Here is a 13,804-nt window from a genome sequence, read left to right as displayed (position 1 = left end):
GAAAACCTGAAGTCCATGCTGCGGCATGGCCTGATCACCGCTGTCTTCTGCTGCCTCATTGCCACCGTGATGACCATCACCGGCGGCGGCAACTGGGCCGGCCACCTGGTCTATTCGCTGTCGATCGGCACCGTGAGCTGGCTGTTCATCGACGGCGGCCGGCTCCTGATCAGCGGGCACCGCGAAAACCTCTGGCCCGGATGGCCGGGGGGCTTTCTCCTGATCGCAGCGGGCGCGGCCGTCGGCTTCTTTGTCGGCAACCTCATCGGCGACGCCTTGTTCGGCGCACCCGCATTCGACTTTCTCGAATTCAAGGGCCACAAGCTGGCCACCGGCGTCACGATCACCATCATCGCGACGGTCGGCATGTGCTTCTTCTTCTACAGCCTCGGCAAGAGCAAGCACATGCAGAGCCAGATCGACCTGGCGCAACGCAACGCCACCGAGGCCCGGCTCAAGCTGCTCGAAACGCAGCTGGAGCCGCACATGCTCTTCAACACGCTGGCCAACCTGCGCGTGCTGATCACCGTCGACCCGCCGCGCGCCGTGGCCATGCTCGACCGGCTCAACAGCTACCTGCGCATGACGCTCAGCGGCTCGCGCGCGCTGTCGCATCCGCTGTCGGCCGAGTTCGAGCGGCTGGGCGACTACCTGGAACTGATGTCGGTGCGCATGGGCGAACGCCTGCGCTACACGCTCGACCTGCCGGAAGACCTGCGCGATGCGCCCGTACCGCCGCTGCTGTTGCAGCCGCTGGTGGAAAACAGCATCCGCCACGGGCTGGAGCCGAAGGTGGAAGGCGGCGAGATCGTCGTACGCGCCCGCAGGGAAGCGGGCCAGCTGGTGATCGAGGTGAGCGACACCGGCGTGGGCCTTGATGCAGCGCCGCCTTCGGAAGGCAGCAGTTTCGGGCTGGAGCAGGTGCGCGACCGGCTGGCCACCATGTACGGCGACCGGGGGCACATGAAGCTGGCGCCCTCGCCCACCGGCGGCACCAGCGCCACGCTGAGCTTCCCTACGCCTGCCTGAACACGACACAGCAACCGCGACAAGATGAACCCCACCGCCCTCATCGCCGAAGACGAGCCCCTGCTCGCGCAGGCCCTCAAGGCCGAACTGGCCGCTGTCTGGCCCGAGCTGCAGATCGTCGCCACCGCCGGCGACGGTCGCAGCGCCGTGCGCGAGGCGCTGCGCCTGCTGCCGCAGGTGCTGTTCTTCGACATCCGCATGCCCGGCCTCGACGGCCTCGGCGCCGCCGCCGAACTGGCCGATTGCTGGCCCACCGACGAGGCGCCAATGCCGCAGCTGGTGTTCGTGACGGCTTATGACGAATACGCCACCCGCGCCTTCGATGCGCAGGCCATCGACTACGTGCTCAAGCCCCTGCAGCCCGAGCGCCTGCGCAAGACCGTGAGCCGGCTGCAGCAGGCGCTGGCCGCGCGCCAGCCGGAGCCCACGCCCGCCCTGGCTGACGCGGCGCTCGAACAGACGCTCGCCCAATGGCGCCAGGTGCTGACGGCCGCCGGTGCCGGAACTGCGGCGACGGCCGCCCCCGCCCCGCTGCGCATGATCGCCGCCAGCGACGCCGGCGGCAGCACAGTGCGCATGGTGCCCATCGACGAGGTGCTGTACTTCGAGGCCGCTGACAAATACCTGCGCGTGCTGACCGCCACGCACGAATACCTGATCCGCACGCCGCTCAAGCAGTTGCTGCCCCAGCTCGATGCCGACACCTTCTGGCAGGTGCACCGGGCGGTGGTGGTGCGCAGCGCGGCCATCGAGTCGGTGCATCGCGACGAGGCCGGCAAGCTTCATCTGATGCTGCGGGGGCGGGCGGAGAAGATTCCGGTCAGCCGCCTGTACGCCCATCTCTTTCGCGCCATGTGAAATCGGCCAAGGCGCACCCAAAGAAAAAGCCGGCCCTTTCGGGGCCGGCTTTTTTCATTCAGTCACGAATGCCGTGGCGTTTTAGCGCCAGTGGCCATGGCCGCGGTAGTAGCCACGACCGTAGTAGCGCGGGCCGTAATACGCCGGCGGAGCGTAGTAGACCGGGGCCGGACGGTAGTACACCGGCGGCGGCGCGTAGTAGGCGGGTGCTGGCGGGGCGTAATAGACAGGGGCCGGCGGCGCGTAGACCGGGGCCGGGTAGTAGGCCGGACCGCCCACGCCCACAGCCACGCCGGGAACGCCGACACCGATGGACCAGCTGACGTCGCTGCGGGCGCTGGCCGAAGTGGCGGCAAACAATGCACCGGCTGCCACGACGCCTGCGGCGGCCCATTTGAAGAAGGTTGAACGTGTGAGGCTCATGATTCGGACTCCTTGTTACGGTGGGCTGCGTTCGGGTGTGAACCGCCCATGTGTGTATTGAACGCGGCAATTGCAAAGGGGGTGCACCGGGCAATGTGAAGAACGTTGCCAAAGGTAACTCATAGGGGGTGCCCCCTAAAATGCAACGATGACCTCCCCGACCGACAAAAACGGCGCCAAAACGACCGCTGCTCCGAGCAATTTCCTGCGCCACGTGATCGAGAACGACCTCGCACAGGGTGCCTATTCTGGCCGCAAATGGGGCGGTTCGCCCGGCAACGCCGCCCATCATGCCCAGGGCATGGTCGATCCGGCCAAGGTGCGCATGCGCTTTCCGCCCGAGCCCAACGGCTACCTGCACATCGGCCACGCCAAGAGCATCTGGCTCAATTTCGAGCTGGCCAAGGAATACGGCGGCGTGAGCCACCTTCGCTTCGACGATACCAACCCCGAGAAGGAAGACCAGGAATACGTCGACTCCATCCGCGACGCGGTGAAGTGGCTCGGCTACGAAACCTACCTGGCCGACCGCCCCAGCGCCCCCGGCACGCTGCAGCCGCACGAATACTTCGCGAGCGACTACTTCGACTTCATGTACGAGGCCGCCGAATACCTCATCGGCGCCGGCCTCGCCTACGTAGACGAGCAAACCGCCGACGAAGTGCGCGCGAACCGCGGCGACTTCAACACGCCCGGCACCGACAGCCCCTTCCGCACCCGCACGCCCGAAGAAAACCTGGCGCGCTTCCGCGCCATGCGCGACGGCCAGGTGGCCGACGGCGCCGCCATCCTGCGCGCCAGGATCGACATGGCCAGCACCAACATCAACATGCGCGACCCCGCGCTGTACCGCGTGCGCCGGGCCACCCACCACAACACCGGCGACAAGTGGTGCATCTACCCGATGTACACCTACGCGCACCCCATCGAAGATGCGCTGGAGCAGATCACCCACTCCATCTGCACCCTGGAATTCGAAGACCAGCGCCCCTTCTACGACTGGCTGCTCGACCGCCTCGCCGAAGGCGGCCTCGTCGCCAGCCCGCACCCGCGCCAGTACGAATTCGCGCGCCTCAACGTGACCCACGTGCTCACCAGCAAGCGCAAGCTGCGCCAGCTGGTCGAAGAAAAATACGTAGACGGCTGGGACGACCCGCGCATGCCCACCATTGCCGGCCTGCGCCGCCGCGGCTACACGCCCGAGGCGCTGCGCCTGTTCTGCGAGCGCAGCGGCACCACCAAGTCGGGCGGCTGGATCGACTACGCCAGCCTCGAAGCCGCGCTGCGCGACACCCTCGACCCCGTCGCCCCGCGCGCCATGGCCGTGCTCGACCCGGTGAAGCTCGTCATCACCAACTGGGGCGAGCTGATGGGCGGCGACGACGTGCTCGACGACTGCTCGGCGCCCGTGCACCCGCATCACCCCGAAATGGGCAAGCGCGACTTCAAGCTCGGCCGCGAGGTGTGGATCGAACGCACCGACTACGAAGAAGTGCAGCCCAAGGGCTTCTTCCGCCTGTTCCCCGGCAACAAGGTGCGGCTGAAGTACGGCCACGTCATCGAATGCACCGGCGGCACAAAGGATGCGAGCGGCAAGCTCGTCGAAGTGCAGGCCACGCTGGTGCCCGACACCAAGAGCGGCACGCCGGGCGCGGACGCGATCAAGGTGAAGGGCAACATCACCTGGGTGGCGGCTGCGGATGCGGTGCAGGCCGAAGTGCGGCTGTACGAGCGGCTGTTCGCGGCAGCGAACCCGGGCAGCGGCGAGCTGCTGGACGAGCTGAACAAGCAGAGCCTTGAAGTCTGCTCGGCATTCGTCGAGCCTTCGCTGGCCAAGGCCGAACCGGGCGTCGGGATCCAGTTCGAGCGGCACGGGTACTTCGTGCGCGATTCGAAGGGCGGCACGGACGGCAAGCTGGTGTTCAACCGCGCGGCCGGCATGCGGGACAGCTGGGGCAAGTAACCCGGTCGTTCTGCGCTGCTTATTCGGGCCGCTTGTAGACCACGCCGATCACCGCGCTGTTCTCATCGGTGGTGCACACGGCGGAGCGGCCCTGCGGCCCGACCTTCAGGTTGATCGTGTAGACGCCGTCGCGCGGCGTCGTCCCCTTGTCCGCGACGATGCTGCCCGGCGGCACCCTGAGTTCGCGCGCAGCCGCAGCCACACAGTTCTTGACGCTCGCCTCGGGCGCGCCGCCCACGCGGATACCTGGGCTGTTGCACGCCGCCAGCAGAAGGCCTGCAATCGCGGCGCAGGCAAGATGGATGGAGCTTCGCATCGTCATTCCAGGTTCTCCTGTGTGATGAACCGATTGGAGCCACCAGGGCCATCGAATGTTGCAGGACAGACCCGGGCTATCCTGTCGGCCAATGAATTTTCCGAGCCCTTCTTCCCGCCTGATCCGCTTCAACAAGCCTTACGGCGTACTCAGCCAGTTCACGCCCGAAGGCCGCTGGCGTGGCCTGAAAGACTTCATCGACATCCCTGACGTCTACGTCGCCGGCCGTCTCGATGCCGACAGCGAGGGCCTGCTGCTGCTTACTGACGACGGCAAGCTCCAGGCACGCATCGCCGATCCGCGCTTCAAGATGGAGAAGATCTACTGGGTGCAGGTGGAGGGCGTGCCGACCGAAGCGGCACTCACCTCCTTGCGCAGCGGCGTGCAGCTCAACGACGGCCTCACACGCCCCGCGAGGGCACGCCTGCTCGACCCACCGCCCGAAGTGTGGGAGCGACAGCCGCCCATTCGCGAGCGCAAGAGCATTCCCACCGCGTGGCTGGAGCTGGCGATCAGCGAAGGCCGCAACCGCCAGGTGCGGCGCATGACGGCGGCCGTGGGGCTGCCGACACTGCGCCTGATCCGCGCCGCCATCGGGCCTCATACGCTCGACGGACTGGCGCCCGGCACCTGGCGCGAATAGACAACCGGCGCGGCGACGCACGAACAGCCGTACAACCTTCATTCATTCTTCAAGCCTCTTCCATGCACATCCCCGATCTCGCTCCCGTCGTCCTGAATCGCCGCAGCACCCTGCTCGGCGTCATCGGCTTGCTTGCATTGCCCCCAACGCACGCCAACGCCGCGACACCGGCCAAGACGAAGAAACAACCGGCGCAGCCCGGCGTGTGGCCACACGCGTCCCAGGTGCCGGGCGGCGTGGCCCGCTTGTCGCTCGGCCCATCGGCGAAGCGGCCTCAGGCCTTCGCGGGCGACGTGCCCCTGCTCGTGCTGGGCGACGCCATCGAATGGACCGCACTGGTCGGCATTCCGCTCGCAGCCGAACCCGGCGAGGCCGGCATCGCGATGCGCGCCGAAGGCAAGCCCGAGCGCCAGATCGCCTACACGGTGGCCCCGAAGCAATACCGCGAACAACGCCTGACGGTGGCGCCCCGCACGGTCGACCTGTCGCCCGAGGACCAGGCCCGCTACGAGCGCGAACGCGACCACCAGGCCACCGTGATGGCCACGCTCACGGACATGCGGGCGGATACGTCACTGCAGATGCGCGTGCCCGTGCCGGGCCGCCGCTCAAGTTCATTCGGCCTGCGCCGGGTGTTCAACGGCCAGTCGCGCAATCCGCACAGCGGGATGGACATCGCGGCGGGCACAGGCACGCCGGTGCTGGCGCCGCTACCCGGCAAGGTGATCGACACAGGGGACTATTTCTTCAACGGCGGCACCGTGTGGCTCGACCATGGTGGCGGCTTGCTCACGATGTACTGCCATCTGAGCCGGGTCGATGTGAAGGTCGGCGACATGCTGAAGACAGGCGAGCCGCTGGCTGCCGTGGGTGCGACCGGCCGGGTGACTGGGCCGCACCTGCATTGGTCCGTGATGCTGAACCGGGCGATGGTGGACCCGGCGCTGTTCATCGCGGCCTGAGACACTGACCGGCCTGAGCACTTACCCTAAATCCTGCCGTCCACTGGACTCATACACTCGCCCATTCCTGGAGTGAGGTGGGACCAAGCAATGGCTAGACAAACAAAGTCCGAGCGACGCCGCGAGCGCGCACGACGAGAACTGGCGGGCAAGGGATGGATGGCGATCCTCATCGGTATCCTGCTGCTGACGGTCTTGCCTTTGCTGATGAAGGATGTTCTTTCAGGAGCGCTTGGCCCTGCATTTCGCCCGGCGGGCTGGGCGGCACTGGCAATAGGCGTAGTGCTGGTTGGACTGAACTACGTCACTACCCGCACCGCAGCGCCAGCAAAGGTTCTGGCCGATCCAGCTAAACCAGTCTTTGCATCGGAGCCTTCGCAGTCCACGCCATCGACGCCGGCACGACAGATGAAATCGCAGTGGAGCCCTTCCGTGCTTGCCGACATCGAGTGGCGCAGATTCGAGGCCGTGTGCGAAGCACTCTACGCACAGGCCGGCTTCACCACGCGCAGTCAGTCGCATGGCGCGGACGGCGGTATCGATATCTGGCTTCAATCCAAGCACAGCGATGTGCCGCGTATCGTCCAGTGCAAACACTGGCAAAGCAAGATGGTCGGCGTCAAGGAGATGCGCGAGTTCTTCGGGGTGATGGCCTCGCACCAGTTGAAGAGCGGCACCTACGTCACGAGCTCCACGTTCTCCGAAGATGCCATCGCATTCGCCAAGGCGAATGGCATCCACGCACAGGACGGTGCCGCACTGCTCAAGCTAATCAGCCAGCGCACGCCCGAGCAACAAATGGCATTGCTCGCGGTTGCGTATGAAGGCGAATACTGGCGTCCTACTTGTGCGAGTTGCGGCACCAAGATGGTCGAGAAAAAATCGACCAAGAATGAAGGCAGTTTTTGGGGTTGCGCCAACTACCCCAGGTGCAGGGGTAAGACGATCCCAAAGGCCAAGGCCGTCGCGGCGGCATAGTCTCTCACCGGTCGTGCCCGAAAATTCGCTCTTCACCGAGGCCTGCCTCGACGCATCGGTCTCGCTTGCCTCGCGCCGCGACACCCTCGCCCTGCTCAACACCCGCCTGCACCCCGCGCTGCAGAAAATCGTCGCGGCCGAAGTCGCGTCAGGCAACCGCGTCAGCGACGCCGGCATCGACTGGCCTGACCTGGGCTCAGTGCACGTCACCCTGCGCGACCAGTTCGGCAGTGGCCATGCGAATGCAGAGGCCACGTTCAGCCTCTGCAATGACCCGCACTACTGGCATGCCGACTACAGCACCGCAGGCAAGCCTGTGCACCTGTTGATCTGCTGACGAATCTCAAATCGGCTTCGTCAGATACACAGCCTCGCGCCCCACGATCGCGCGCTGCGCCGGCATGAAGATCGTGCAGTCGTCGCACAGCGCGCGGATTTCCTCGTCGCCGTTTGTCGCGATCAACTCGCCCTTCGCAAAGTTCTCGAAGCCGATCAGCGGCCGCACGAACGCAAAGTCCGCCGACTTGATGACATACGTCTGCAGCAGCTGAAAGCGCCGCTGCGGTTCGGGCGGCGGCGTGGCCGGGTCCTTCTCGACGAGGCCGAAGTACGCAAGGAAGTCGTAGGTGACGGCTGTGGCCAGTTCCGAGGCGGAGCGCAAGAAGTGCTGGCCGCACTCGACCACCATCGCCACGCCCTTGCCGTCCGGGCCGCCGTGGCTGCCGTACTGGATCAGCGGCGTGCCCGAGCCCAGGCCGTCGGGCATCACGAGGTGCACCGACGGGCGGCCGATGGCCAGTGCGACCTTGGCGTTGCGCTCGAATGCCGGGTACACCCAGAACGGCACGACGGGCTGGCTGGTCGAATGGATGTCGAGGATGTGATCGGCCGCGTCCACCACCGGACGCAGGATGCGCGCACGGCTCAGCTCGGGGCTGTCTTCAGTGCCATCGAGCCACTCGGGTGACCAGATGCGGTTGAGGTTGTGCACGAGCTGGCGGCTGTCGAAGGGCAGAGCTTCGTTGAAGGACTCGTACGCTGCCACGTTGGCAAAACTCACGGTGAGCGTGCCGACCTTCGGGCGCACGTCGTTGTCGAGCAGGTGCGTGGCCGCCGTCATGCCGCAGATCTCGTTGCCGTGCGTCAGCGCGTTGATCAGCACGTGCGGGCCGGGCTTGCCGGACTCGAAGCGGTGCACGTAGTCGACGCCGGTGTTGCCCTTGCGGTAGGCGGAGAGGTCGCGGGGGAGGACTTCGAGGGCGGGGGGAGATTGGGTCATGGGCGTCAGAAAATGGAACGAAGCGGTCCGGCAAGTTTGCTACAGGGCGCGCGTTCGTGCTGAGCGGCCCTGCGCGAAGCAAACACAGACCCGCCCTGCCGCACTGGTGACTACCAGTTGACCTCACGCTCCGGCGTGGCCGAGATGTGGTGAATCGACAGATCGGCGCCGTCGTATTCCTCCTCCTGCGACAGCCGCAGCCCCAGCGAGGCCTTCAGCGCGCCGTACACCGCCGCGCCCGCCAGCCCCGCCCATGCCACGCCGATGACGGTGCCGATGAGCTGCGCCCACACGTTCACACCGCCGATGCCGCCCAGCGCCTGCGTGCCGAAGATGCCCGCCGCTATACCGCCCCAGGTGCCGCACAGGCCGTGCAGCGGCCACACACCGAGCACGTCGTCGATCTTCCATTTGTTCTGCGTGAGCGTGAACATCTTGACGAAGATGGCGCCCGCCACGCCGCCCACCACCAGCGCGCCCAGCGGGTGCATCAGGTCGGAGCCGGCGCACACGGCCACGAGCCCCGCGAGCGGGCCGTTGTAGACGAAGCCCGGGTCGTTCTTGCCCATTGCCAGCGCCACCAGCGTGCCGCCGACCATCGCCATCAGCGAGTTGACGGCCACCAGGCCCGAGATCTTGTCGATGCTCTGCGCGCTCATCACGTTGAAGCCGAACCAGCCTACGCACAGCACCCACGCGCCCAGCGCCAGGAACGGAATGTTCGACGGCGGATGCGCGCTCAGCGAGCCGTCGCCCCGGTAGCGGTTGCGCCGCGCGCCCAGCAGCAGCACCGCCGGCAGCGCCAGCCAGCCGCCCACCGCGTGCACTACCACCGAGCCCGCAAAGTCATGAAACTCATGGCCGGTGAGCGAGGCAATCCAGCCCTGGATGCCGAAGTGCTTGTTCCAGGCGATGCCCTCGTACAGCGGGTAGACGAAGCCGACGATCACCGCCGTGGCGATCAGCTGCGGCCAGAACTTGGCGCGCTCGGCAATGCCGCCCGAAATGATGGCCGGGATGGCCGCCGCGAAGGTGAGCAGGAAGAAGAATTTCACCAGCTCGTAGCCGCTTCTTGCCGACAGTTCGGTGGCGCTCACGAAGAAATGCGTGCCGTAGGCCACGCCATAGCCCACCAGGAAATACACGATGGTCGAGACCGAGAAGTCGACCAGGATCTTCACCAGCGCATTGACCTGGTTCTTCTTGCGCACTGTCCCCAGTTCGAGAAAAGCAAAACCGGCGTGCATGGCCAGGACCATGATGGCGCCGAGAAGGATGAACAGCGCGTCTGCGCCCTGTTTGAGTGCGTCCATTGGAGCTTCTTGCTGATTTTTGGTTTGAATTGGTGCGCCGCACCCGAATCACCCGGAGCGGCGGGCCAATGAAGCAAAAATGGTGCCCAAAGCTCTTCGATGGTGCGTTGTGAACCAATAGCGGGCTTTACTCAGCCCGCGATGCACCGGATCAGCCCGCCCCGGCGCGCAGCGCGTCCCGGTAGCGGCGGCTGCAGGGCACGGTGGTGCCGTCGTGCATGTGCAGCCGGGCGTCGCCGCCATCCAGCGGCTCGATTTCCTTGATGCGACCCAGGTTCACGGCGTGGCTGCGGTGCACGCGCACGAAGCGGGCGGGGTCGAGCTGGGTCAGGAAGTCGGTGAGCGTGGCGCGCAGCAGGTAGTCGTGGCCGTTGACGTGCAGGCCGACGTAGTTGCCCTCGGCCTGGAGCCAGTCGATGTCGGTAGCCGCGATGAGGAATTCGCGACGCAGCTTGCGCACCAGAAAGCGCTCGGGGCGCGCGGGCTGCGGGGTTTCGGGTTCGGCGGGCTCCGGTTCCGGCGGGGCTTCGGGCGCATCGAGCACCCGCGCCTCGCCCTGCAGCCGCAGCATGAACAGCCGGTACGCCCAGATGCCGAAGACGATGCTCGCGTACACCCGCACGTCCTTCAGGTACTCGTAGCCCCACTGGCTGACCCAGCCGCCGAAGTCGTAGCGCTCGCCGGCCATGGCATAGACCAGCGCCCGCAGCCCGAACATGCCCACCACGTGGATCACGCTGAAGACCACGCTGGCCACCGCATGCCAGGCCACGAAGCGCAGCACGTGGGTGCGCACCAGCGGCGACAACCGGCGCTCGACGGCAACCAGCGCCGGAACCAGCAGCAACAGCACCAGGTGGCTCGAACCCTCCCAGGTCGCGACCTCCCAGTTGGCACGCGGCACGGCGCGCGTGCGCACGTCGACGATCGCCACCATCGTGCTGAACACGGCCTGAAGCGTCATCAGAACGATCCAGAACGCCACCTCCACGTAGCGGCGGACTGGCTCGTAGCGCTCGTACAGGTTCTTGCGGGGGTCTCCCATGGCCGGGATTCTCCCGAAAACGGGCCTTGGGGCGGCGAATTTCGTCCCTTTTCGTCCCTCAGGGCCACCGCTCGTCACAAAGCGGGGGCGATCCATCCCCCGGGCGTGCCACGCGAGGAGCACGAGGCCGAGCATCGCGGCCTCCAGCTTCAAGGAGCCCCCGATGACCACCCAAAACCTCCCGCCCGACCATCGCCGCCACGACATCGACGCCCTGCGCGCGCTGGCCTTCCTGTTCGTCATCCTCTATCACGTAGGCATGTACTACGTGGCCGACTGGCCGTGGCACCTCAAGAGCCCGCATGCGGCCGAATGGCTGCAGTGGCCGATGCGCATCCTGAACCTCTGGCGCATGGATCTCGTCTTCCTGATCTCCGGCGTGTCGCTCGGCTTCCTCAGCCGGGGCCAGGGCACCTGGGGCCTGCTGCGCAGCCGAGGCCTGCGGCTGATGCTGCCGCTGGCCTTCGGCATGGCGGTGATCGTGCCCTACCAGGCCTATGCGCAGGGCGTGGCCAACGGGCTGGTCGCGCCGGGCTTCGGCGCCTTCCTGCTGCGCTACCTGTCGATGGCCGAGCCGTGGCCGAAGCGGGCCTTCGATGGCGCGGAGTTCGGCATCACCTGGAACCATCTCTGGTACCTGCCCTACCTCTTTACCTACACGGCGCTGGTCGCGCTGACGCTGCCGCTGTGGAACTCCGCCGCCGGCCAGTGGCTGCGCCGCGGCTTCAACGGCCTGCGTGGCTGGAAGCTGCTGTTGCTGCCTGTGGTGCCGCTGCTCGTCTTCACGATGCTGCTGGCCTCGCGCTTTCCGGCCACGCACAACCTGGTGCGCGACTTCCACCTGCACAGCCTCTACTTCACGATGTTTCTCTACGGCTACTGGATGGGCGTGGACACCGGCGTGTGGAAGGAACTGGAGCGGCTGCGCCGCGTGTCTTTCGCGCTGGCAGTCGCGGTGATCGCCATCTTCATCGCGCTGCGCACAGGCGCGAAGGGCCCGGCCTCCGGCCCGCTGATGGACACCCTGCGCATGCTCTACCTGTGGCTGGCCGTCGCCACCATCCTCGGCCATGGCCACCGCCACCTGAACCGCCCGTGGCCCTGGCTGCGCTGGGCCAACGAATCGGTGTACCCGTGGTACGTGCTGCACCAGACGCTGATCATCGTCGGCGTGACCGCGCTGGCTCCGCTCGCGCTCGGCCCGGTGATCGAGCCCGCGCTGCTGGTGGCGTTGACGCTTTTCGGCTGCTGGGCGCTGACGGATGGGCTGATCCGCCGCTTCAACGTGCTGCGGCCGCTGTTCGGGCTGAAGCTCAGGCGCGCGGCTTCAGCTGAAGCTCGTCCACGGGAACGAGGATTGCGTTCCCCGTCGCCACGAGCTTGAGCGCATCGTCGCCCTTGCCTTCGGGCTGCGCATAGAGCTCGGACGCGACAAACACCTGCTTGCGCCCGGCCTTCGCCACGCGCCCGCGCGCCACGAAGGCACTGCCCACCGCGGGCGACATGAAGTTGACCGAGAAGTGCGAAGTCATCACGCGGCCCGCCAGCGTGCCGGCCGCGTAGCCGCTCACGGTGTCGAGCAACGCGGAGATCATTCCCGCATGGAGGAAGCCGGCGAACTGCCCCATGTCTTCCGCGCGCCAGTTCATGCGCAGTTCAGCCTCGCCGTTGCCGGCCTGGGTGGCCTCGATCCCGGCCCAGCGATTGAAGGAAGCGGCCGCGTTGGTGGCCTTGACGATTTCGAGCATGGCGTGTCCTTTGCGAGTGGGTGAGAAGTGGTTCGATCCACTCTACGAACCGCTCATGACAAACGCCGTCACACGCGTGACGAAAGGGGTCGTGCTCAGTTGCATTGGCGACAGGGGAGCCATCGCGCCGACCGGCAATCAGCCGACGGTGCGCACCACATTCCCCTGCGGATCCCTGATCGTCGTCTTCTGGACCTTCCAGCGCACGGCGCCGAAGCCCGGCACCTCATACGTGCCCGCGACCGGCTTCAGCGTGCGGGCCAGTTCGCGCACGGTGGCGTCGCTCAGGTGCAATGTCAGCTTGCCGTCTTCTTCGGCCACGCGGTCGGCATCACCGTGCTCGAAGACCAGCGCGCGCTCGCGGCTCGCGAAATGAAACCCGCGGCCGAAGGGCAGCCGCAACGGCAGCAGCGCGACCAGTTCGTCGACCTGGCGTGCGCCGACCGTGATCTCGGTGACCGGCGCGCGCAGCAGCCGCTTGCTCGTCTCCCAGCCGAGCACGTCGGTGAAGAGAAAGCCGCTGGACGAACCGTCGCGCGCCGCGCCCTCCTCCACGCGCCGGCGCACATCGGGGTCGTCGAGCAGCGAAGGCCGCGCGAGGTCGGTCACCCACAGCGGCATCGCGGGCAGCAGCGCATCAAGCAGCTTGCGCGTGTCCCAGCGCTTGCATGCCCGTTCCTCGTCTTCCGTCAGCCCGACGACCTGGAGAAAGCGCATGCGCCCGTTCGGCGTGTCGATGGCCGGCAGCTCAGGGTCGAACACGAAGCCCATCGAACAGATCAGCGTCTCGCGCTCCAGCGCGATGGGGCCGTTGGCGGTCATCCAGTGGCCGTCGTCGAATACGTTGCCGCTCTTGAACACGTAGCGCGCGAGGTTCTGCAGGAAGTTGATGGCCCATGCGGGCGGTTCGGCCTCGTCGGGCTCGCAGGCCAGGCGAAAAGTCAGCTCGAAACCGTAGCCGCTGGTGTCGGCATCGCCCGATTCCTTGGCGTACAGCTCGCTGAGCCCATAGCTGAGGTAGTGCCAGTGCGGCACCGGCTCCATGCGCTTCCACACGCTCACGCCGTCGAGCGGATCGGGCCCGCCGAACATCCACTTGAGGACGGTGGCGTAGTGCTTCGGCTCCTGGCCCGGATAGAGGCGCTCCAGTGCGGCGGTGATGGCGTCCCAGCCCGGCGAGAGGTTTTCGTCGTCGCCAGCGTTGTCGTCCTGGCCCTGCGCTGCTTGCGTCATGTCGCTCCTTGCGA

The 13,804-nt window shown here is 66.6% G+C and carries 15 protein-coding genes; 8 read left to right on the top strand and 7 right to left on the bottom strand.

Translation table 11 applies throughout. From position 1 onward, the window contains the following. The first annotated feature begins 15 nt into the window (after window positions 1–15). Window positions 16–1,029: a sensor histidine kinase gene (locus ACTG4X_RS12200; protein ID WP_097199540.1), complete on the top strand. Its 1,014-nt coding sequence runs from the start codon at window positions 16–18 to the stop codon at window positions 1,027–1,029. Between the two features lie 24 nt (window positions 1,030–1,053). Beyond that, window positions 1,054–1,887, top strand: coding sequence for a LytR/AlgR family response regulator transcription factor (locus ACTG4X_RS12195; protein WP_097199541.1), 834 nt, complete (start codon window positions 1,054–1,056; stop codon window positions 1,885–1,887). A gap of 81 nt (window positions 1,888–1,968) precedes the next feature. Here ACTG4X_RS12195 and ACTG4X_RS12190 read toward each other — a convergent pair whose 3' ends face one another. Further along, complete coding sequence (locus ACTG4X_RS12190; protein ID WP_093059189.1) at window positions 1,969–2,310, bottom strand: hypothetical protein; 342 nt, start codon at window positions 2,308–2,310, stop codon at window positions 1,969–1,971. Between the two features lie 148 nt (window positions 2,311–2,458). Here ACTG4X_RS12190 and ACTG4X_RS12185 point away from each other — a divergent pair, with 148 nt between their 5' ends. Then, window positions 2,459–4,273: a glutamine--tRNA ligase/YqeY domain fusion protein gene (locus tag ACTG4X_RS12185; protein WP_097199542.1), complete on the top strand. Its 1,815-nt coding sequence runs from the start codon at window positions 2,459–2,461 to the stop codon at window positions 4,271–4,273. Between the two features lie 19 nt (window positions 4,274–4,292). On the opposite strand, the gene ACTG4X_RS12180 is transcribed toward ACTG4X_RS12185, so the two are convergent. Continuing rightward, window positions 4,293–4,595, bottom strand: a complete 303-nt coding sequence (locus ACTG4X_RS12180) for a hypothetical protein (protein ID WP_179830460.1) — start codon at window positions 4,593–4,595, stop codon at window positions 4,293–4,295. A gap of 85 nt (window positions 4,596–4,680) precedes the next feature. Here ACTG4X_RS12180 and ACTG4X_RS12175 point away from each other — a divergent pair, with 85 nt between their 5' ends. The 4 genes from ACTG4X_RS12175 (at window position 4,681) to ACTG4X_RS12160 (ending at window position 7,509) form a co-directional block, all read left to right on the top strand. Further along, window positions 4,681–5,232, top strand: a complete 552-nt coding sequence (locus ACTG4X_RS12175) for a pseudouridine synthase (protein WP_093059185.1) — start codon at window positions 4,681–4,683, stop codon at window positions 5,230–5,232. Between the two features lie 62 nt (window positions 5,233–5,294). Continuing rightward, on the top strand, window positions 5,295–6,194 hold the full coding sequence (locus ACTG4X_RS12170) for a M23 family metallopeptidase (RefSeq protein ID WP_097199543.1): 900 nt from the start codon (window positions 5,295–5,297) through the stop codon (window positions 6,192–6,194). 159 nt (window positions 6,195–6,353) lie between these two features. After that, window positions 6,354–7,172 (top strand): restriction endonuclease, encoded by an 819-nt coding sequence (locus ACTG4X_RS12165; RefSeq protein ID WP_257014886.1) that lies wholly within the window; start codon window positions 6,354–6,356, stop codon window positions 7,170–7,172. A gap of 13 nt (window positions 7,173–7,185) precedes the next feature. Beyond that, window positions 7,186–7,509 (top strand): hypothetical protein, encoded by a 324-nt coding sequence (locus ACTG4X_RS12160; RefSeq protein ID WP_097199545.1) that lies wholly within the window; start codon window positions 7,186–7,188, stop codon window positions 7,507–7,509. A 6-nt stretch (window positions 7,510–7,515) separates the two neighbouring features. Here ACTG4X_RS12160 and ACTG4X_RS12155 read toward each other — a convergent pair whose 3' ends face one another. The 3 genes from ACTG4X_RS12155 to ACTG4X_RS12145 all read right to left on the bottom strand — a co-directional run bounded on the left by ACTG4X_RS12155 (window position 7,516) and on the right by ACTG4X_RS12145 (window position 10,809). Then, window positions 7,516–8,451, bottom strand: coding sequence for a succinylglutamate desuccinylase (locus ACTG4X_RS12155; RefSeq protein ID WP_440533886.1), 936 nt, complete (start codon window positions 8,449–8,451; stop codon window positions 7,516–7,518). 110 nt (window positions 8,452–8,561) lie between these two features. Further along, entirely contained in the window at window positions 8,562–9,764 is a 1,203-nt protein-coding gene (locus ACTG4X_RS12150; protein WP_093059179.1) for an ammonium transporter, read from the bottom strand. A 151-nt stretch (window positions 9,765–9,915) separates the two neighbouring features. Then, window positions 9,916–10,809, bottom strand: coding sequence for a LytTR family DNA-binding domain-containing protein (locus ACTG4X_RS12145; protein ID WP_440533885.1), 894 nt, complete (start codon window positions 10,807–10,809; stop codon window positions 9,916–9,918). A gap of 163 nt (window positions 10,810–10,972) precedes the next feature. Between ACTG4X_RS12145 and ACTG4X_RS12140 the strand changes: the two genes are divergently transcribed. Beyond that, window positions 10,973–12,193, top strand: a complete 1,221-nt coding sequence (locus ACTG4X_RS12140; protein ID WP_097199549.1) for an acyltransferase family protein — start codon at window positions 10,973–10,975, stop codon at window positions 12,191–12,193. Here ACTG4X_RS12140 and ACTG4X_RS12135 read toward each other — a convergent pair. Both ACTG4X_RS12135 and ACTG4X_RS12130 read right to left on the bottom strand, forming a co-directional pair. Further along, the gene (locus ACTG4X_RS12135; protein WP_093059173.1) at window positions 12,123–12,557 is read right to left on the bottom strand and encodes a PaaI family thioesterase; all 435 of its coding nucleotides are present in this window, start codon (window positions 12,555–12,557) and stop codon (window positions 12,123–12,125) included. The two genes, ACTG4X_RS12140 and ACTG4X_RS12135, sit on opposite strands and share 71 nt — an antisense overlap. A 138-nt stretch (window positions 12,558–12,695) precedes the next feature. Next, window positions 12,696–13,790, bottom strand: a complete 1,095-nt coding sequence (locus ACTG4X_RS12130; protein WP_097199550.1) for a suppressor of fused domain protein — start codon at window positions 13,788–13,790, stop codon at window positions 12,696–12,698. Between the last annotated feature and the right edge of the window lie 14 nt (window positions 13,791–13,804).

This window comes from Variovorax sp. YR566, from assembly GCF_051992195.1.
GTDB lineage: Bacteria > Pseudomonadota > Gammaproteobacteria > Burkholderiales > Burkholderiaceae_C > Variovorax.
The sequence above is the reverse complement of the archived record's forward strand: the minus strand, read 5'-3'. Positions and strand labels throughout refer to the sequence as shown.

What these genes read in the sequence shown, in the direction of transcription:
- ACTG4X_RS12200 (WP_097199540.1), top strand. Translation starts at nt 16, where the DNA reads ATGCTGCGGCATGGCCTGATCACCGCTGTCTTCTGCTGCCTCATTGCC.
- ACTG4X_RS12195 (WP_097199541.1), top strand. Translation starts at nt 1,054, where the DNA reads ATGAACCCCACCGCCCTCATCGCCGAAGACGAGCCCCTGCTCGCGCAG.
- ACTG4X_RS12190 (WP_093059189.1), bottom strand. Translation starts at nt 2,310, where the DNA reads ATGAGCCTCACACGTTCAACCTTCTTCAAATGGGCCGCCGCAGGCGTC.
- ACTG4X_RS12185 (WP_097199542.1), top strand. Translation starts at nt 2,459, where the DNA reads ATGACCTCCCCGACCGACAAAAACGGCGCCAAAACGACCGCTGCTCCG.
- ACTG4X_RS12180 (WP_179830460.1), bottom strand. Translation starts at nt 4,595, where the DNA reads ATGACGATGCGAAGCTCCATCCATCTTGCCTGCGCCGCGATTGCAGGC.
- ACTG4X_RS12175 (WP_093059185.1), top strand. Translation starts at nt 4,681, where the DNA reads ATGAATTTTCCGAGCCCTTCTTCCCGCCTGATCCGCTTCAACAAGCCT.
- ACTG4X_RS12170 (WP_097199543.1), top strand. Translation starts at nt 5,295, where the DNA reads ATGCACATCCCCGATCTCGCTCCCGTCGTCCTGAATCGCCGCAGCACC.
- ACTG4X_RS12165 (WP_257014886.1), top strand. Translation starts at nt 6,354, where the DNA reads ATGGCGATCCTCATCGGTATCCTGCTGCTGACGGTCTTGCCTTTGCTG.
- ACTG4X_RS12155 (WP_440533886.1), bottom strand. Translation starts at nt 8,451, where the DNA reads ATGACCCAATCTCCCCCCGCCCTCGAAGTCCTCCCCCGCGACCTCTCC.
- ACTG4X_RS12150 (WP_093059179.1), bottom strand. Translation starts at nt 9,764, where the DNA reads ATGGACGCACTCAAACAGGGCGCAGACGCGCTGTTCATCCTTCTCGGC.
- ACTG4X_RS12145 (WP_440533885.1), bottom strand. Translation starts at nt 10,809, where the DNA reads ATGGGAGACCCCCGCAAGAACCTGTACGAGCGCTACGAGCCAGTCCGC.
- ACTG4X_RS12140 (WP_097199549.1), top strand. Translation starts at nt 10,973, where the DNA reads ATGACCACCCAAAACCTCCCGCCCGACCATCGCCGCCACGACATCGAC.
- ACTG4X_RS12135 (WP_093059173.1), bottom strand. Translation starts at nt 12,557, where the DNA reads ATGCTCGAAATCGTCAAGGCCACCAACGCGGCCGCTTCCTTCAATCGC.
- ACTG4X_RS12130 (WP_097199550.1), bottom strand. Translation starts at nt 13,790, where the DNA reads ATGACGCAAGCAGCGCAGGGCCAGGACGACAACGCTGGCGACGACGAA.